Source organism: Bradyrhizobium sp. BRP19 (assembly GCF_020194195.1).
Taxonomy (GTDB): Bacteria; Pseudomonadota; Alphaproteobacteria; order Rhizobiales; family Xanthobacteraceae; genus Bradyrhizobium; species Bradyrhizobium yuanmingense.
In genome coordinates this window covers 692757-710810 of record NZ_JADYVZ010000002.1, presented here as the reverse complement: position 1 = coordinate 710810, position 18054 = coordinate 692757, and the positions used below count along the sequence as shown (strand labels likewise).

At 64.4% G+C, this 18054-nt stretch carries 19 protein-coding genes and 1 pseudogene; 13 read left to right on the top strand and 7 right to left on the bottom strand.

Translation table 11 applies throughout. The features are described 5' to 3' along the window. Nucleotides 1-178: 178 nt before the first annotated feature. The 5 genes and pseudogenes from I6F36_RS09220 (at nucleotide 179) to I6F36_RS09200 (ending at nucleotide 3054) form a co-directional block, all read left to right on the top strand. Nucleotides 179-475, top strand: coding sequence for a hypothetical protein (locus tag I6F36_RS09220; protein ID WP_225146776.1), 297 nt, complete (start codon nucleotides 179-181; stop codon nucleotides 473-475). Between the two features lie 126 nt (nucleotides 476-601). Then, nucleotides 602-829 (top strand): annotated as a pseudogene (locus I6F36_RS09215) (PKHD-type hydroxylase); the annotation flags it as partial. Then, nucleotides 826-1758 carry a tonB-system energizer ExbB gene (exbB, locus tag I6F36_RS09210; protein ID WP_225171314.1) on the top strand — a complete coding sequence of 311 codons (933 nt, stop codon included), beginning with the start codon at nucleotides 826-828 and terminating at the stop codon, nucleotides 1756-1758. The pseudogene I6F36_RS09215 and the gene exbB, both read left to right, overlap by 4 nt. Nucleotides 1759-1761: 3 nt before the next feature. Then, nucleotides 1762-2217 (top strand): TonB system transport protein ExbD, encoded by a 456-nt coding sequence (gene exbD / locus I6F36_RS09205; protein WP_225171313.1) that lies wholly within the window; start codon nucleotides 1762-1764, stop codon nucleotides 2215-2217. Nucleotides 2218-2229: 12 nt separating this feature from the next. Beyond that, on the top strand, nucleotides 2230-3054 hold the full coding sequence (locus I6F36_RS09200) for a TonB family protein (protein ID WP_036001198.1): 825 nt from the start codon (nucleotides 2230-2232) through the stop codon (nucleotides 3052-3054). Here I6F36_RS09200 and I6F36_RS09195 read toward each other — a convergent pair. The 7 genes from I6F36_RS09195 to I6F36_RS09165 all read right to left on the bottom strand — a co-directional run bounded on the left by I6F36_RS09195 (nucleotide 3042) and on the right by I6F36_RS09165 (nucleotide 9442). Beyond that, nucleotides 3042-3464: a hypothetical protein gene (locus tag I6F36_RS09195; protein ID WP_036034307.1), complete on the bottom strand. Its 423-nt coding sequence runs from the start codon at nucleotides 3462-3464 to the stop codon at nucleotides 3042-3044. The genes I6F36_RS09200 and I6F36_RS09195 overlap by 13 nt on opposite strands. Nucleotides 3465-3527: 63 nt before the next feature. Then, nucleotides 3528-4208, bottom strand: coding sequence for a site-2 protease family protein (locus I6F36_RS09190; protein ID WP_036022448.1), 681 nt, complete (start codon nucleotides 4206-4208; stop codon nucleotides 3528-3530). 147 nt (nucleotides 4209-4355) lie between these two features. Further along, nucleotides 4356-4748, bottom strand: coding sequence for a GFA family protein (locus I6F36_RS09185; RefSeq protein WP_036022450.1), 393 nt, complete (start codon nucleotides 4746-4748; stop codon nucleotides 4356-4358). Nucleotides 4749-4755: 7 nt separating this feature from the next. Continuing rightward, the gene (locus tag I6F36_RS09180) at nucleotides 4756-5502 is read right to left on the bottom strand and encodes an SDR family NAD(P)-dependent oxidoreductase (RefSeq protein ID WP_036022452.1); all 747 of its coding nucleotides are present in this window, start codon (nucleotides 5500-5502) and stop codon (nucleotides 4756-4758) included. Nucleotides 5503-5520: 18 nt separating this feature from the next. Beyond that, nucleotides 5521-6252 (bottom strand): SDR family oxidoreductase, encoded by a 732-nt coding sequence (locus I6F36_RS09175; protein ID WP_036001186.1) that lies wholly within the window; start codon nucleotides 6250-6252, stop codon nucleotides 5521-5523. Nucleotides 6253-6388: 136 nt separating this feature from the next. Beyond that, nucleotides 6389-8218, bottom strand: a complete 1830-nt coding sequence (locus I6F36_RS09170) for an IlvD/Edd family dehydratase (RefSeq protein WP_036001184.1) — start codon at nucleotides 8216-8218, stop codon at nucleotides 6389-6391. A 123-nt stretch (nucleotides 8219-8341) separates the two neighbouring features. Then, nucleotides 8342-9442 (bottom strand): LacI family DNA-binding transcriptional regulator, encoded by a 1101-nt coding sequence (locus tag I6F36_RS09165; protein ID WP_225124260.1) that lies wholly within the window; start codon nucleotides 9440-9442, stop codon nucleotides 8342-8344. Nucleotides 9443-9643: 201 nt separating this feature from the next. Between I6F36_RS09165 and I6F36_RS09160 the strand changes: the two genes are divergently transcribed. The 8 genes from I6F36_RS09160 to I6F36_RS09125 all read left to right on the top strand — a co-directional run bounded on the left by I6F36_RS09160 (nucleotide 9644) and on the right by I6F36_RS09125 (nucleotide 18009). Further along, the gene (locus tag I6F36_RS09160) at nucleotides 9644-10711 is read left to right on the top strand and encodes an ABC transporter ATP-binding protein (protein WP_036001178.1); all 1068 of its coding nucleotides are present in this window, start codon (nucleotides 9644-9646) and stop codon (nucleotides 10709-10711) included. A gap of 52 nt (nucleotides 10712-10763) precedes the next feature. Next, on the top strand, nucleotides 10764-12083 hold the full coding sequence (locus I6F36_RS09155) for an ABC transporter substrate-binding protein (protein ID WP_036022467.1): 1320 nt from the start codon (nucleotides 10764-10766) through the stop codon (nucleotides 12081-12083). 65 nt (nucleotides 12084-12148) lie between these two features. After that, complete coding sequence (locus I6F36_RS09150; protein WP_225171312.1) at nucleotides 12149-13102, top strand: carbohydrate ABC transporter permease; 954 nt, start codon at nucleotides 12149-12151, stop codon at nucleotides 13100-13102. Further along, complete coding sequence (locus I6F36_RS09145; protein WP_225171311.1) at nucleotides 13095-14030, top strand: carbohydrate ABC transporter permease; 936 nt, start codon at nucleotides 13095-13097, stop codon at nucleotides 14028-14030. The genes I6F36_RS09150 and I6F36_RS09145 overlap by 8 nt, the downstream gene beginning before the upstream one ends. Nucleotides 14031-14117: 87 nt before the next feature. Next, complete coding sequence (gene denD, locus I6F36_RS09140; protein WP_225171310.1) at nucleotides 14118-15104, top strand: D-erythronate dehydrogenase; 987 nt, start codon at nucleotides 14118-14120, stop codon at nucleotides 15102-15104. 24 nt (nucleotides 15105-15128) lie between these two features. Further along, nucleotides 15129-16103, top strand: coding sequence for a sugar kinase (locus tag I6F36_RS09135; protein ID WP_225171380.1), 975 nt, complete (start codon nucleotides 15129-15131; stop codon nucleotides 16101-16103). A gap of 25 nt (nucleotides 16104-16128) precedes the next feature. Beyond that, on the top strand, nucleotides 16129-16779 hold the full coding sequence (gene eda, locus I6F36_RS09130) for a bifunctional 4-hydroxy-2-oxoglutarate aldolase/2-dehydro-3-deoxy-phosphogluconate aldolase (protein WP_036022476.1): 651 nt from the start codon (nucleotides 16129-16131) through the stop codon (nucleotides 16777-16779). A gap of 60 nt (nucleotides 16780-16839) precedes the next feature. Continuing rightward, on the top strand, nucleotides 16840-18009 hold the full coding sequence (locus tag I6F36_RS09125; protein ID WP_027571779.1) for an acetyl-CoA acetyltransferase: 1170 nt from the start codon (nucleotides 16840-16842) through the stop codon (nucleotides 18007-18009). Nucleotides 18010-18054 lie beyond the last annotated feature (45 nt).

Sequence of the window (18054 nt, the reverse complement as noted above, 5' to 3'; positions counted from 1 at the left end):
ACCGGCCGGCGTGCAAGTCTTGCGCAGCACGCGGAGCAGTGTGCTCAGGACCGATCGGCCCCGCGCCGCGCTGCCTTTCGGATCTGCCGCAAGAACGGTTCTAAGTCGCCTCGTAGCCGTTTCGGTTACCATGGATTTCGGCATCGTCCATTTCGGCGCCGCAGCGACGGAGCAAAGCATGCACGAGCTGAACGGCAAGCTGATCGCGTGCCAGATTCTGATCAAGGGGTTGATCGCGCGTGTCGCCAACGAGCAGCGCGATCCCTTGTGCTTCCTCACCGACTTTCGCGACGAAATCAAAGCCGTTGTCAATGGCGCCAACATCGCCGGCATGGACAGCACCGATCGCGTGCGCGCCGTTGCGAAGACCGTCGACGAGTTGCTGTGGCTGATGAAACCCAGAGCGGCGATCGAGTGGCCAGCAATCGATTTGCGTTTAGGACGCATCCTTCGCTCAGAGAGCGGGGCAGTTTAGAATCGTTTTGATCTTGATCTATTCAAGGGTTCTCGCGAACGGCACGCATTGACCCGCAATTGTGTGGCCGATACCAACAGGCGACATTCGTTCGACGCGTGTGAACGACAGGAATTGGAGGGCCTTGTGCTCTATCCTCCAGCACCTCTCGTTGCCCCCGTGACCAGGGGGACGCGGGTTGCGTCTTTCTTCTGGCTTCAGAGCATGATACGGGACGATCAAGCCCGGAGCATGATCTATGGCCTCGACACCGCGATACAGGCGCTGGTGGAACGGCTCGGGCGTGACGATCCCGAAACGGTCAAATTGACGGGTATCTATCACAATCTCATTCGCTACTGGGCCGAAGTATGAAGACCATCTCCTTTCAAGCAAGCCTTGCCGCAGCCTTGATGCTGGCGTCTGCCTGGCTCGCATCCCCCGTTTCCGCCCAGACGCAGAGCCCGCCGGCACCGGCCCCATCGACGGCTCAGCCGTCCGCTGCCGGGACCGTCCCCCCGGCAGCTGCGCCTGTGGCCTCGACGGCTCCCGCCGTCGTGGGCGCCGCCCCGGTGGCCGCCAATCCCGCGGGTGCGAAGCCCGAGGCTGCGGCCATGAAGGAATTGTCGCCCTGGGTGATGTTCATGTCGGCGGACGTCATCGTGAAGGCGGTGATGATCGGGCTCGCCTTCGCTTCGCTGATGACCTGGACCGTCTTCATCGCCAAGTCGATCGAGCTGTCGGTCGCCTCCGGCAAGCTGCGTGCGGCGTTGAAGAAGATTGCGGAGGCGCGCTCGCTTGCCGAAGCGCAGATGGCGCTCGGCACCAAGGAGGGCATCCTGCCGTCGTTCCTTGCGGCGGCGTTGCGCGAAGCGCGGATCTCGGCTGGCCTGTCCAGCGATGCCGGCATCAAGGAACGCGCCGCCTCGAGCTTTTCCGAGATCGTGCGCGCGGAGCAACGGCGCATCCGGATCGGCATGGGCGTGCTCGCGACCATCGGCTCGACCTCGCCCTTCGTCGGCCTGTTCGGCACGGTCTGGGGCATCATGAACAGCTTCATCGGCATCTCGAAGTCGCAGACCACGAACCTCGCCGTGGTCGCGCCCGGCATCGCCGAGGCGCTGCTCGCCACCGCGATCGGCCTCGTCGCCGCCATTCCCGCCGTCATCATCTACAACCACTTCTCGCGCGTGACGAAAGGCTATCTCGAGCTCGTCAGCCGCGCCTCGGGCGCGGCGGGGCGACTGCTGTCGCGTGATCTCGACCGCAGCCACGGCAGCGTGCATTCGCGCGCGGCGGAGTAGACCATGGCCGTTTCGCTCGCTGACAATGATGACGACGACGATTTCTCGGAAACGCATGACATCAACGTCACGCCGTTCATCGACGTCATCCTGGTGCTGCTGATCATCTTCATGGTCGCCGCGCCGCTGTCCACGGTCGACCTGCCGATCGATTTGCCGACGTCGAGTGCGACGCCGCAGAAGAAGCCGGACAAGCCGATCTATCTCAGCATCAAGCCCGATCTGACGCTCGCGATCGGGGAGAACGCCGTTCACCGGGCCGAGTTGATCGGAACCCTCGACGGCCTTTCCGAGATGAGCAAGGACAAGTACGTTTTCCTGCGCGCTGATCGCTCGGTGCCCTATGGCGAGTTGATGGGCGTGATGGAGCTCTTGCGCTCGGGCGGCTATACGCGGGTGAAGCTGGTCGCGCTGGAAGGCGCACCGGGGGCGCCTGTGGCAGGCGCCGCCCAGCCTTAAGAAGACGGAACGATGGCGGACGAACCGAGACCATCCCGGAAGCTCTGGATCCTGGCGGCGGCGGCCGCGCTCGCCCTGCATCTCGGCGGTGCTGCGCTCGCGCTGGCGCATTTGCACGGCGACGACGACGGCGATGGTCTCGGCGCGGCCGGAGCCGAGTTCGCCGTCGAGATGGCTTCGCCGGAGGCTCAGGAATCCGATTTGCCGACCGGACCAAACGACTCCGCGGCACAAGAGGAGCGCCCGGAGCTTCCGGAGCAGAAGGCCGAACTGAAGGAGACGGAACTTCCTCAAGATCGACCGCAAGAGGCCGAGGATCCCGATCGCATTGTCAGCGAAAAGGTTGCGAAGAAGGAGCAGGACGACGATCCGAAGGCGGCTGCCGTTGAAACGCCCGCCATGGAGGCTGCCCCAAAGCAGGTTGATATGGCCCGGCAAACGTTCGAGGACGCAACGCGCGAGGCCGAAAAGGCCCTGGCGCCGGTGGTTGGGCTCGGCAAGGACATCCTGAAGATCACGGTGGACTGGAACAAGAAAATCAGTGCGCGTATCAAGCAGCACCAGATCAATCCGGAAGGCAGAGAGAACGCCAATCAGAAGGTCACGGTGAGTTTCGCGCTCAACCGAAAGGGAAATGTGGTCTCGGTCGACGTGATCGCGTCGTCCGGCGACGCCGCCTACGATGCAGCTGCGATCTCGATGGTTCGCAAGGCGGATCCTTTCGAGCCGCCTCCGGTTCAACTGACCGAGGAGCGTTTCGAGCGCACCCTCGAGATCAGCTTCGCCCCTGAGAAATCGAAGAAGACCGCCAACAAGAAGTCGGCTCAACGCCAGTAGAGCCGGATCCCGACATAGACCACCACCAGGCAGGCGAAGATCAGCGCCACGGGCAGGGGCCGTTTCTGGGCTCCGCTGGCCGCGCCTGTCCCAAAGAAACCAGCGCTTTTCGGCTTCGGCGCCGGGCGCCGGAAAGCGGTAACATTATCCGCTGCCGGCTCGGCCTCGCGCGGACGCACGTCGGGCGGCGTTCCAGCGCCACCCATCTCGACGTAATAGGCCTTGTAGATCGCACCGATGGTGGCCTCGGTGGCTTCGCCTTCGCTCATCTGCGCCAGCAGGTTCCTGTAGCTGCTCAGGAACTCCTGGGCCTCCGGAGGCAGCGCGGACGCCCCGTTGAGCTTAGCCATCATCTTCCAGGTGGCAAAATCGGCGCGGGCGCGGGTGTCGGCGCGTCGCGCGATCAGCATATCGGCAGCTTTGACCAAGTCGGCCTCTGGCCTTTCGGCTCGTGTTCGGGTGTTCCGGTTCAACTACGCATTGCCGGTCAGGAAGAGAACAGCCTGAATCACATAACCGGTCAACGTCCGCAGTATTGCTGAAATAACATCAAGATTTAGACCTAACTGCGAGCCCGCCAGCGGCAGCAGGATCAAGAGCCCGATCAGGATCAACATACCGAACGGCTCGAGCCGGGCGAGCGGCAAGGCCAGGGGGCGCGGCAGCAGCCCGACCGCGACGCGGCCGCCGTCCAGCGGCGGGATCGGCATCATGTTGAAGACGGCCAGGATGGCGTTGATGATGAGGGCATTCTTGAGGTTGTCGGCAACCCATTTCGCCGCGCTCGCGGGCACCAGCGGCAGGGCATGGAAGGCGAGGGCGGTGGCGAGCGCCAGCAGGATGTTGGTGGCGGGTCCGGCCAGCGCTACCCAGACCATGTCGAGCCTGGGATTGTTCAGCTTGCGGAAGTTTACCGGCACCGGCTTGGCGTAGCCGAACAGGAACGGCGAATGCGCGAACAGCAGCATCGCCGGCAGGATGACGGTGCCGAACGGGTCGATATGCCTGATAGGATTGAAGCTGACGCGGCCGAGCTGCGCGGCCGTGTTGTCCCCGAGCCGGTCCGCGACGAAGGCATGCGCGGCCTCATGGAAGGTGATGGCGAGCACGAGGGGAAGCACCCACACCGACAGGTCGTACAAGGAAATGTTCACAGCTCATCCATTTCGGTTAGCTAGCGGCCTTGCAACCGTCCTGACCAAACCGGCGCAGCAACGCTTCGGCTCAACATAGGGTGGCCGGTTCCGAATTGCCACGCTGCAGATGGATGCTTCGGCCGGCCGCCGTGCAGTCGCGCAAAGTCACGCCGGGATCGTCCCGGGATATTGCACCAAGCCGTCGTCGAGCTTCACCCAGGCGAGCTTTTCCGACACCCAGATGTGCTCGGTCGGCGCAAAGGCGTTACGATCATCGAAGGTGGCGAGCGCAACGCCCGCTAGCGTGCCGTTGCGGCGCCAGGCGAAAAGCCGCGTGCCGCAGCGCTTGCAGAACACGCGATCGATATTCTCCGAGGAGGCGTAGCGTGCAGTCTCGCCCTCGACGCTGAGCGCGCGCTGGTCGAACTGGGCGCGGGCGAAGTAGGGCGAGCCCATCGCCTTCTGGCAGATGCGGCAATGGCAGATGCGGACGTTGAGCGGCTCGCCCTCCGCCTTAAAACGCACCGCGCCGCACAGGCAACCACCTTCCCGGATCATGATGTCCTCAATAGGTCGCGCGCCCGCCCGAGATGTCGAACACCGCACCGGTCGAGAAGGCGCAATCCTGGGATGCGAGCCAGCTCACCATCGCGGCGAGCTCTTCCACCAGCACGAAGCGCCCCTTCGGGATCTTCGACAGCATGAAGTCGATATGCTGCTGCGTCATCTGGTCGAAGATCGCCGTCTTCGCCGCCGCCGGTGTCACCGCGTTGACGAGGATGTCATGGGCGGCGAGCTCCTTGCCGAGCGACTTCGTCAGCGCGATCAGGCCGGCCTTGGACGCCGAATAATGCGCGGCGTTCGGGTTGCCTTCCTTGCCGGCGATCGAGGCGATGTTCACGATCCGCCCGTATTTCTGCTTGAGCATTTCGGGCACGATCGCCTTGGAGACGATGAAGGGGCCGTCGAGGTTGATGCGCAGAACTTTCCGCCATTCCTCCAGGTCCGTCTCCCACACCGGCTTGTTGACCCCGGCGATGCCGGCGTTGTTGACGAGAATGTCGATCTTGCCGAAGGCCTTGAGCGTCGCATCGCGTGCCTGCTCGACGGCCGCCGTGTCGGTGACGTCGACCTTGAAGACTTTCGTTTCGCCGCCGATCTCCTTTGCCGTCTTCTCGGCCAGCGCGGCGTCAAAGTCCCAGATCGCGACCTTGGCGCCGGAGGCGACGAAGCGCTCGGTGATGGCGCGGCCAAAGCCCTGCGCGCCGCCAGTGACGATAGCGATGCGGCCGTTGAGATCGATCTTGTTCATGCCGGAGGCCTTCCTGCGTCAGAGCATGTAGCCGCCGTCGACGACGAGATCGACGCCGGTGGTGAAGGCGCTCTCGTCGCTGCCGAGATAGACCGCCATCGCGGCGATCTCCTCGGCGGTGCCGAGCCGGCCCATCTTCTGGCGCGAGATGAACATCTCCTTGCCCTGCGGGCCCTGGGCTGCCGCGCGGTCGAGCATCGAAGGCGTCTCGACGGTGCCGGGACAGATCGAATTGCAGCGGATGCCCTTGGTGATGAAGTCGAGCGCGACCGCGCGGGACAGCAGCGACACCGCCGCTTTGGACGAGCTGTAGACGTAGCGGTTCGCCGGCGGCCGCAAGGCCGCGCAGGACGAGATGTTGACGATGCTGCCGCCGCCGCCGGCGATCATGTCGGGCAGGAAGGCCTTGATGGTCCGGTGCATCGACTTGACGTTCAGGTCGAACGAGAAATCGAAATCCTCTTCCGAACATTCCAGGATGGTGCCGTGGTGCACGAAGCCGGCGGCGTTGAGCAGGATGTCGATCTTGCCGACGCGCTTGGCGAAGGCGTTGACGTCGGCGGTGTTGCGGACGTCGAGCTTTGCGACCTCGGCGATGCCTTCCTTCGTCAGGCTCGCGATGCCGGCCTCGTTGATGTCGGTGGCGATGACGGTTGCGCCTTCACGCGCGAACGCGATGGCGCAAGCGCGCCCGATGCCTGCCGCGGCAGCCGTGACGACGGCGCGCTTTCCCTTGAGGCGGTCTGCCATGTTGTTTCTCCTGCGAATTTTCCTTCGTCATTCCGGGGCGCGCCTCTTGGCGCGAACCCGGAATCCATCGCGCCACAGCGCCGGTGGATGAATGGATTCCGGGCTCGCGACTGCGTCGCGCCCCGGAATGACCGTGTCAGTGATTGTCCCGCGCCACACCGAACGTACCGGCGACGTTCTGATACCTTGTGGCGAGCTCCATGCAGGCGCCGGTCGATTGCTGGCCGACGGTGTTGCGATAGATCTCCTGCCACGGCGTCTGGTTCGGCGGATGCTTGAAGCCGCCGCTGGCCTTGAGCTCGGCATGGCGCTTCTTCAGCTCCTCGTCCGAGATCAGGATGTTGGCGCTGCCCTTGTTGAGGTCGATGCGGACCTTGTCGCCGGTCTTGAGGACGGCAAGCCCGCCATTGGCGGCCGCTTCAGGCGAGGCGTTGAGGATCGAGGGCGAGCCAGAAGTGCCGGACTGGCGACCGTCGCCGATGCAGGGCAGGGACAGGATGCCGCGTTTGATCAGCGCCGCCGGCGGCTGCATGTTCACAACCTCGGCGCCACCGGGGTAGCCGATCGGGCCGGTGCCGCGGATGAACAGCACGCAGCGCTCGTCGATGTCGAGCGAGGGATCGTCGATCCGCTCGTGATAATCCTCCGGCCCCTCGAACACGATGGCGCGGCCCTCGAAGGCATTGAGGTCCTTCGGGTTGCTGAGGTAGCGGTCGCGGAATTCCTTGGAGATCACGCTTGTCTTCATGATCGCGGAATCGAACAGATTGCCCTTCAGCACCAGGAAGCCGGCGTCCTTCACCAGCGGCTTGTCGTAAGCCCAGATCACGTCGTTGTCGGGAGCGGGCGCGTTCTTGCAGTTCTCGCCGATGCCGCGGCCGTTGACCGTGACCGCGTCCTCATGGATGCGCTTGTGCTTCATCAATTCGCGCACCACCGCGGGCACGCCGCCGGCGCGGTGAAATTCCTCGCCGAGATAGAAGCCGGCCGGCTGCATGTTGACCAGGAGCGGCACGTCGTGGCCGAACTTCTGCCAGTCCTCGATCGACAGCTCGACGCCGATATGGCGGGCGAGGGCGTTGATGTGGATCGGCGCGTTGGTCGAGCCGCCGATCGCCGAATTGATCACGATGCAGTTCTCGAACGCCTTGCGGGTCAGGATATCGGAAGGCTTCAAATCCTCCCAGACCATCTCGACGATGCGTTTTCCGGTCTCGTAAGCGATCTGGCCGCGCTCGCGATAGGGCGCCGGGATCGCCGCGCAGCCCGGCAGCGAGAAGCCGAGCGCTTCGGCAAGCCCGTTCATGGTCGAGGCCGTCCCCATGGTGTTGCAATGGCCGACCGAGGGCGCCGAGGAGGCCACGATCTCCATGAACTCTTCATAGTCGATCTCGCCGGCCGCGAGCCGCTCGCGCGATTTCCAGACGATGGTGCCGGAGCCGGTGCGCTCGCCATTGTGCCAGCCGTTCAGCATCGGGCCGCCCGACAGCACGATCGCGGGCAGGTTCACCGTCGCCGCCGCCATCATGCAGGCCGGCGTGGTCTTGTCGCAGCCGGTGGTCAGCACCACGCCGTCGAGCGGATAGCCGTAGAGAATTTCGACGAGGCCGAGATAAGCGAGGTTACGGTCGAGCGCCGCGGTCGGTCGCTTGCCGGTCTCCTGAATGGGATGGGTCGGGAATTCCATCGCGATGCCGCCGGCCTCGCGGATGCCTTCGCGGACGCGGTGCGCGAGCTCGAGATGATGGCGGTTGCAGGGGGACAGATCGTTGCCGGTCTGGGCGATGCCGATGATCGGCTTGCCGGATTGCAGCTCGGCGCGGGTGAGGCCGTAATTCAGGTAACGCTCCATGTAGAGCGCGGTCATGCCCGGATTGTGCGGGTTGTTGAACCATTCCTGCGAGCGAAGATGGCGGCGGGTACCGTTGCTGCCGGCGGCATGCCCGTTGGTTGGTTTCTTTGTCATTGGTTTCTCCTGCAATGCAAACGCGACTACCGTCCGTCTCATGGTGTCGGCATGTGCGGTGCCCAACGGCGCGCGCGATGATCTGCCTTCCCGCTGGCGGGTCGTTTCCTCACGATTCCGATACTAGTCGTGGCTGCTTGGTAACGCTATCATTTTGTTCGCCGCGCCCGCGCCTGATACGGCTGGCCTGCTGTCCGAACGTCGCGCCGACGAGCTTTGCCGCTCGATCACCTTGAAGCCGAGATCGAGCACCGGCTGCTCCGGGCGGCGGCCCTCGATCGCGTCGATCAGCATGGTGGCGGCCGTCTTGCCCATCTCATAGCGGTTGGTGCGGACGCTGGTGAGGGTGGGGACGGCGGCGGCCATGAATTCGAGATCGTTGAAGCCGACGATCGCGATCTGCCCGGGGACTGTGATCTCCCGGCGCCGGCATTCGAACAGCACGCCGAGCGCAAGGTCGTCGTTGGCGCAGAACACCGCATCGATGTCCGGCTCGCGCGCCAGCAGATCGGTGAACAGGGCGCCGCCGAGCGTCACCGAGGTCGGCGTCGCCGTCGTGACCACCAGGCGCTGGTCGAACGATCCGGCGTCCTTCATGGCCGAGACATATCCGTCCAGCCGCCGCTGCACCCTGGGATCCATCCTCGCGCCGACGAAGCCGACCTTGCGGTGACCTTGCTCGAACAGATGCGCGATCGCCGCGCGGGCCGCATCATAGTGCGAAAAGCCGATCATCATGTCGACCGGGTCCGGGCCGATCTCCATGATCTGCACGATCGGACAGTCCGCGGCCTGAAGCATCGCGCGGGACTCCGCGGTCTGGTCGATGCCGGTGACGATCAGCCCGGCCGGCTTCTGCGCCAGAAACAGACGCAGCAACTTCTCTTCCTGGAGAATGCTGTAGCGCGTGTTGGACAACTGGATCGAGTAGCGGCTGCCTTCGGAGGCGTCATAGATGCCGCGCAGCACGTCCGAGAACACGTTGTTGGTGAGCGATGGGATCAGGACACCGATGACCTCGGTGCGTTGCGAGGCGAGGGCGCGCGCGGCAAGGTTGGGCACATAGCCGAGCTCCTTGGCGGCGCTCTCGACCCGCGTCCGCTTGGCGACCGACAGGGCCTCCGGATTGCGGAAAAAGCGCGACGCGGTAATCGGGCTGACGCCGGCGAGCTCGGCCACTTCGGCCAGCCGGATTTTGCCTGACTTGGTGCGTTTTCGACCCATTTGCTGCTCTTAACACAGTCAGTCCCGCAAACAAAGGAACGTTGACAGCGCTACCAGCAACGACTAACCAAAGACAAATTGCCAAAACCGCACAAACTACCGACAATGTTGCCCGCTAATATCGGGCCTGGTTCGGTAAAGTCCGAAAAACAAGACGGTCGCGGCGCGAGAGGCGCCGTGGACTTTCGAGGAGGGAGCTAGATGTCGTCTGTGCAAATCCGCGACGTGCGGAAATCGTTCGGCAATTTTGAAGTCCTGCACGGCGTGACGATTCCGATCGAGGACGGCCAGTTCGTCGTCCTGGTCGGCCCCTCCGGCTGCGGCAAGTCGACGCTTCTGCGCATGCTCGCCGGCCTCGAGAACATCACTTCCGGGACGATCTCGATCGGCGACCGCGTCGTCAACAATGTCCAGCCCAAGGAGCGGGACATTGCGATGGTCTTCCAGAACTACGCGCTCTATCCGCACATGACGGTCGCCGACAACATGGGCTTCTCGCTCAAGCTGCGGAATGCCAGCTCGGACGAGATCAACAAGCGCGTCAAGCGCGCCGCCGAGATCCTCGCGCTGTCGCCGCTGCTCGACCGCTATCCGCGACAGCTCTCCGGCGGTCAGCGCCAGCGCGTCGCCATGGGCCGCGCCATCGTGCGCGATCCGCAGGTGTTCCTGTTCGACGAGCCGTTGTCGAACCTGGACGCCAAGCTGCGCGTGGCCATGCGCACCGAGATCAAGGAGCTGCACCAGCGGCTGAAGACGACGACCGTCTACGTCACCCACGACCAGATCGAGGCCATGACCATGGCCGACAAGATCGTTGTCATGCATGACGGCATCGTCGAGCAGATGGGCACCCCGCTCGAGCTCTACGACAAGCCCGACAACCAGTTCGTCGCCGGCTTCATCGGCTCGCCTGCCATGAACTTCCTCAAAGGCCATGTGCGCGTCAACGGCGTTGCGAGCTTCGAAGGACCGAACGGCGTCAAGCTCCCGCTCAAGACCGCGCCCGCCAATTCCGACGGCCGTCCTGCGGTCTATGGCGTGCGGCCGGAGCACTTCACCATCGCCGATGACGGCGCCGAGGCCGAGATCATCGTCGTCGAGCCGACCGGCTCGGAGACGCAGGTGTTTGCCAAGCTCGGCGGCGAGCAGGTCGTCGCGGTCTTCCGCGAGCGTCACCAGTTCAATCCGGGCGACAAGGTGCGGCTGAAGCCCGAGCCATCGCTGGTCCATCTGTTCGACGATGCGACGGGCAAACGCATGAACGCCTAACGCATCAGACGACAAAGCATAAGACGACAAAAAGCATCACAGGGAGGACAACATGCAAGACTTTACCCGCCGGTCTCTGCTTCAAGGCGGCACCGCTTTGGCTGCGACCGGCATGCTGACGGGGCCGGCACTGTTCGACTTCGCCAAGGCCTGGGCGCAGAGCGCGCCCTGGAAGGCCGAGCCCGGCGCCAAGCTGACGGTGATGCGCTGGAAGCGCTTCGTGCCGGCGGAGGACGATGCGTTCAACGCGATGGTGGCGGCGTTCAAGGCCGCGACCGGCACCGAGATGAACACCTTCAGCGAGTCCTTCGAGGACGTGCAGCCGAAGGCCTCGGTTGCGGCCAACACCGGCTCCGGCCTCGATCTCGCCTGGGGTCTGCACACCCTGCCGCAGCTGTTCCCGACCAAAGTGCTGAAGATGAACGATGTCGCCGATTATCTCGGCAACAAGTACGGCGGCTGGACCGATGCGGCTGCCAAGACCTGCAAGCTCGGCAACGACTGGCTCGGCATTCCCGTCGCCACCAACGGCGGTTACATGACCTACCGCAAGTCGGCGCTCGACAAGGCTGGCTTCAAGGAATTCCCGAAGGACTTTCCCGGCTTCCTCGAGATGTGCAAGGCGCTCAAGGCCAACAATACGCCGGCCGGCTTCGCGCTCGGTCACGCCTCGGGCGACGGCAATTCCTGGCTGCACTGGGTGCTGTGGGGCCACGGTGCCTACACGGTCGACCAGAACGACAAGATCGTCATCAATTCGCCGGAGACGGCGAAGGCGCTGGAATATTGCAAGGCGCTGTACGACAACTTCATTCCGGGCACGGCGTCCTGGAACGATTCCTCCAACAACAAGGCGTATCTCGCCGGCGAGCTCTATTGCACGGCGAACGGCATCTCGATCTACGTCGCCGCCAAGACCGATCCCAGCAAGAAGGAGCTCACCGAGGACACCTATCACGCGCTCTGGCCGGTCGGTCCGGTCGGCAAGCCGACCGAGCTGCAGCTGGCGCTGCCGATCCTCGCCTTCAACTTCACCAAATATCCGAATGCGGCAAAGGCCTTCGTCGCCTTCATGCTGGAGAAGGAGAACTACGAGAAGTGGCTGGCCGGCGCGCAGGGCTATCTGACGCAGACCCTGAACGCCTATGAATCGGCGCCGATCTGGACGGCCGATCCCAAGAACGCCGTGTTCTCGCAGGCCTCCAAGCGCACGCTGCCGGCGTCGGGCATCGGCACCGTCGGCGAGAAGGCGGCAACCGCGATCGCCGACTTCATCGTCGTCGACATGTTCGCCAATTACTGCACCGGCGCCAAGGATGCGAAGGGCGCGATGGCGGAAGCCGAGCGCCAGCTGAAGCGCATCTATCGCTGAACAGTCACGGGGCGGGCGCCTCTTGGGTCGCCCGCTCGTCTACATTTCGATCAGGGATATCGGGCATGGCTGATGTCGCAATTCCCCGGGCCAAGCCTCAGATGACCGAGGCTGGCGCCTGGGCCCAGCTTAAACACAATCGCAATTGGCTCGGCTTCTGGTTCATGGTGCCGGCCATGGTGTTCCTGATCTTCTTCCTGGCCTATCCGCTGGGGCTGGGCATCTGGCTGTCCTTCACGGACACGCGCATCGGCAGGGCCGGACAGTTCATCGCCTTCGAGAACTACGAATGGCTGTGGGACGATTCCATCTTCTGGCTGTCGGTGTTCAACACGCTGCTCTACACCTTCGTCGCCAGCGCCTTCAAATTCGGCATCGGCCTTTACCTCGCGCTGCTGCTCAACGAGCACATGCCGTTCAAGGCGATGCTGCGCGCGATGGTGCTCATCCCCTTCATCGTTCCGACGGTGCTCTCCGCGCTCGCCTTCTGGTGGATCTTCGACTCGCAATTCTCGATCATCTCCTGGTCGCTGAAGCAGCTCGGCCTGATCAACCAGAACATCAACTTCCTCGGCGACACGACCTGGGCACGCATTTGCGTGATCTTCGCCAATATCTGGCGCGGCGTGCCGTTCGTCGCGATCACGCTGCTCGCAGGCCTCCAGACCGTCTCGCCGTCGCTCTATGAAGCCGCGACGCTCGACGGCGCCACGCGCTGGCAGAATTTCCGCTACATCACCTATCCGCTCTTGACGCCGATCATCGCCGTCGTGATGACCTTCTCGGTGCTGTTCACCTTCACGGACTTCCAGCTGATCTGGGCGATGACGCGTGGCGGCCCGGTCAACGCCACTCATCTGATGGCGACCCTGTCCTATCAGCGTGCGATCATCGCCGGGCAGCTCGGCGAGGGCGCCGCGATCTCCAGTGCGATGATCCCGTTCCTGCTCGCCGCCATCATGGTGTCCTGGTTCGGCCTGCAGCGTCGCAAGTGGCAGCAGGGAGAAAACAATGACTGATCTCCCCACCTCGCGGATCGATCTCAAGGCCATCCTGCATAGCTCGGCTCCGACAGTCGCGAAGGATGATCACAGCGAGGGCATGAGCTATCTGCAGTCGGTGCCGCGCAGGCTGGTGACGCTGTACCTGCCGCTCGCCATCATCGTCGTCGTCCTGCTGTTCCCGTTCTACTGGATGGCGCTGACCTCGGTGAAGCCCGACGAGCAGCTGCTCGACCTCGACAAGTACAATCCGTTCTGGACCTGGAATCCGACCTTCAAGCACTTCCACAAGCTGCTGTTCGAGAGCTACTATCCGTACTGGCTCTGGAACACGATGTACGTGGCGATCTGCGCGACGGTGCTCTCGATCATCGCCTCGGTGTTCGCCGCCTACGCCATCGTGCGCTTGCGTTACAAGGGCGCCAATCTCGTCGGCGGGCTGATCTTCCTCGCCTATCTGGTGCCGCCGTCGATCCTGTTCATTCCGCTCGCCACGGTCGTGTATCAGTACGGCCTGTTCGATTCGCCGCTGGCGCTGATCCTGACCTATCCGACCATCCTGATCCCGTTCTCGACCTGGCTGTTGATGGGCTATTTCAAGACCATCCCCTTCGAGCTCGAGGAATGCGCGCTGATCGACGGGGCGAGCCGCTGGCAGATCCTGATCAAGATCGTCGTGCCGCTGGCCATTCCCGGCCTGATCTCGGCCTTCATCTTCTGCTTCACGCTGTGCTGGAACGAGTTCATCTACGCCCTGACCTTCCTGCAATCGACCAGCAACAAGACGGTGCCGGTCGCGATCGTGAACGAGTTCGTGGACGGTGACATCTACCGCTGGGGCTCGCTGATGGCGGGCGCGCTGGCCGGCTCGCTGCCGCTCGTGATCCTTTACGCCTTCTTCGTGGAGCATTATGTGTCGGCGATGACCGGCGCCGTGAAGGAATGATCGCGGGGCTTGCCGAGGGCGCGCCAATGGTTTCAAGAGCGGCGCGCTCCGGCCAATAAGTCCGGCCAATAAGAAGGAGTTGAGCTCTTGCACATTCTGGTTCTCGGCGCCGCCGGCATGGTCGGCCGCAAGCTCTGTGAACGGCTGCTGCGCGACGGCCGGCTCGGCAAGAGCGATATCACCAAGCTGACCATGCATGACGTGGTCGAGCCGAAGAAGCCGGAGCAGGCCGGTTTTGCCGTCGAGACCGTCTCGGGCGATTTCGCCGTCCCGGGCGCGGCTGAGAAACTGATCGCAGGTCGCCCCGACGTGATCTTCCATCTCGCCGCGATCGTCTCCGGCGAGGCCGAGCTCGACTTCGACAAGGGCTATCGCATCAATCTCGACGGCACGCGGATGCTGCTCGATGCGATCCGCCTTGCGGGCGGCGGCTACAAGCCGCGCGTGGTGTTCACGTCCTCGATCGCAGTGTTCGGCGCGCCGTTTCCCGATGCGATCGGCGACGAGTTCTTCCATACCCCGCTGCTCAGCTACGGCACGCAGAAGGCGATCGGCGAACTTCTGCTCGCCGATTATTCCCGCCGCGGCTTCCTTGACGGCATCGGCATCCGCCTGCCGACCATCTGCATCCGGCCGGGCCTGCCCAACAAGGCGGCATCGGGCTTCTTCTCCAACATTCTGCGCGAACCGCTCGCCGGCAAGGAAGCGATCCTCCCGGTCTCCGAGGACGTCCGCCACTGGCACGCGACGCCTCGCTCGGCCGTCGGCTTCCTGCTTCACGCCGGCTCCATGGATCTCGCCACTGTCGGCCCGCGCCGCAACCTGACCATGCCGGGCCTATCGGCCACGGTCGGCGAGCAGATCGCCGCCTTGAAGCGGGTTGCGGGCGAGAAGGTCGCCGCGCGCATCAAGCGCGAGCCCGATCCCTTCATCGTCGGCATCGTCGGCGGCTGGCCGCGCAATTTCGATGCCAGGCGGTCGCGCGAACTCGGCTTCACCACCGCCGAGAAGACGTTCGACGATATCATCCGCATTCACATCGAAGACGAGCTCGGCGGCAATTTCGTCGCCTGAGCTCGGACTGAGCGGGCCCTGATGATGGCGAGCGTTGCTTGCATCGGCGAATGCATGGTCGAGCTGCGGCAGGCCCAGGGCGGCGCGTCCGCCGGGCAGGGGCAGGGCGGTGGCCTGTACTCACGCGGCTTCGGCGGCGACACCCTCAACACGGCGGTGTATCTGACGCGGCTGGACGTCAAGGTCGATTATCTCACCGCGCTCGGCGATGACGCCCTGAGCGACGAGATGGTCGCTGCCTGGAATGCGGAAGGCGTCGGCACGCGGCGTGTCGTGCGGCTCGCGGGCAAGCTGCCCGGCCTCTACATGATCCAGACGGATGCGGAGGGCGAGCGCCAGTTCTTCCATTGGCGCGACAGTGCGGCCGCGCGCCAGCTGATGAGCCTGCCGGAGACGGACGAGCTGCTCAACTCGCTGATGAGCTACGACGTCGTCTATCTCTCTGCGATCACGCTCTCGATCTACGACGCGGCCGGGCGCGAGCGCCTGTTCGGCGCCATCAAGCGCGCGCGCCTGCTCGGCACTCGCTTCGTGTTCGACACCAATTTCCGCGCGCGCGGCTGGCCCGACCGCGATATCGCGCGGGAGGTGTTTGCGACCGCCTTCGCGGCCGCCGACATCGTGCTGACCTCGACCGAGGATCTGCTCGCGCTCCATCCCGGCGAAAGTCACGACCAGCTGATGGCGCGCATCCCAACCCCGGAACTGGTGTTCCGTCTGCCCGAGCCGGTGAGCCTGTTGCGCTACCCCGGCGGCGCCAGCGAGGTCCGCGCCGAGCCCATGACCAAGCCCGTGGTCGATACCACCGCCGCCGGCGACAGCTTCGCCGCGGCCTATATCGCGGCCCGGCTCGCCGGCGCCGAGCCGGTGGAGGCGGCCCTATCAGGACATCGGCTCGCCAGCCTCGTGATCTGCTATCCCGGCGCCATCATTCCGGGCTATGCCATGCCGCCGAAGAAGCGGCACCGGCCGGCGGCGTCCCGCCAGGCCAACAATTAGACAGCGACCAAATGAATCGAGACCCATGACCACGGCTGCCCAACAGAACCACCTCGTCGCGCTGTTCAAGGCTGCGACTGTCATTCCCGTCCTCACCATCGAGCGCATCCAGGATGCGGTGCCGCTGGCGCGCGCGCTGGTTGCCGGCGGGGTCCGCACGCTGGAGGTGACCTTGCGCACCCCCGTTGCGATCGAGGCGGCGCGCGCGATGATGACCGAGGTCCCCGAGGCGGTCGTCGGCATCGGGACCATTCTCAACCCGTCCGACTTCAGCCGCGTCGAGAAGCTCGGCGTCGCGTTCGGCATCAGCCCGGGCCTGACCCCCGATCTGCTCAAGGCCGCGACCGACAGCTCATTGCCGTTCGCGCCGGGGATTGCCACGGCCTCGGAACTGATGATGGCGCTGTCCTACGGTTTCGACGTCGCAAAGTTCTTCCCGGCGGAGCAGGCCGGCGGCATCAAGGGCCTGCGCGCCCTCGGCGGGCCGTTCCCGAACGTGCGGTTCTGCCCGACCGGCGGGGTGGGCGAGGCCAATGCCGCGACCTGGCTGGCTGAACCCAATGTCGTTGCGGTCGGCGGGTCCTGGCTGTGCCCGACGGCGGAAATCCGGGCCGGGAACTGGGCCGGCATAACTGCCATCTGCGAGCGGACCCTCAAGGCGCTGAAAGCCGCGTGAAGTCTTGCCATCCCTGGGCTAAGACTTAGCTCAGGAAGAGGCCTCCAGGGAGAAATGACCATGACCGCCAGCATCGTCGGATGGGCGCATACGCCGTTCGGCAAGTTCGACACCGAAACCGTCGAAAGCCTCGTCACCCGCGTCGCCAATGAGGCGCTGGCGGATGCCGGCATCTCGGCCGGTGATGTCGACGAGATCGTGCTCGGCCATTTCAACGCCGGCTTCTCGCCGCAGGATTTCACGGCGTCGCTGGTACTGCAGGCCGATCCCAAGCTGCGCTTCAAGCCGGCGACCCGTGTCGAGAACGCCTGCGCCACGGGATCTGCCGCCGTGCATCAGGGCCTGCGCGCGATTGCCGCAGGGGCGGCCAAGATTGTGCTGGTCGTCGGCGTCGAGCAGATGACGCGCACGCCGAGCGCCGAGATCGGCAAGAACCTGCTCAAGGCTTCCTACCTCCCTGAGGACGGCGACACGGTCGGCGGTTTCGCCGGCGTGTTCGGCAAGATCGCCAGCTCCTACTTCCAGAAATACGGCGACCAGTCCGATGCGCTGGCGCTGATCGCGGCCAAGAACCACAAGAACGGCGTCGCCAATCCCTTCGCCCAGATGCGCAAGGACTTTGGCTTCGACTTCTGCCGCGCCGAGAGCGAGAAGAACCCCTATGTCGCCGGCCCGCTGAAGCGGACGGACTGCTCGCTGGTCTCCGACGGCGCCGCTGCGCTGGTGCTGGCCGATGCCGAGACGGCCAAGGGCATGACCAAGTCGATCGGCTTCCGCGCCACTGCGCACGCCCAGGACTTCCTGCCGATGAGTAAGCGCGACATCCTGCAGTTCGAGGGCTGCACGGTCGCCTGGCAGCGGGCGCTGGAGAAGGCCGGTGTCACGCTGTCCGATCTCTCCTTCGTCGAGACCCATGACTGCTTCACCGTCGCCGAGCTGATCGAGTACGAAGCGATGGGTCTGACGCCGAAGGGGCAGGGCGCCCGCGCCATCAAAGAAGGCTGGACGCTCAAGGACGGCAAGCTGCCGGTCAATCCGTCCGGCGGCCTCAAGGCCAAGGGCCATCCGATCGGCGCCACCGGCGTCTCCATGCATGTGATGACCGCGATGCAGCTCGCGGGCCAGGCGCCCGAGGGCATGCAGCTCAAGAACGCCAAGCTCGGCGGCATCTTCAACATGGGTGGTGCGGCCGTCGCCAACTACGTCTCCGTCCTGGAGCCGCTGAAGTAGTTTGATCCTGTAGGGTGGGCAAAGGCGCCATACGCCATGCCCGCC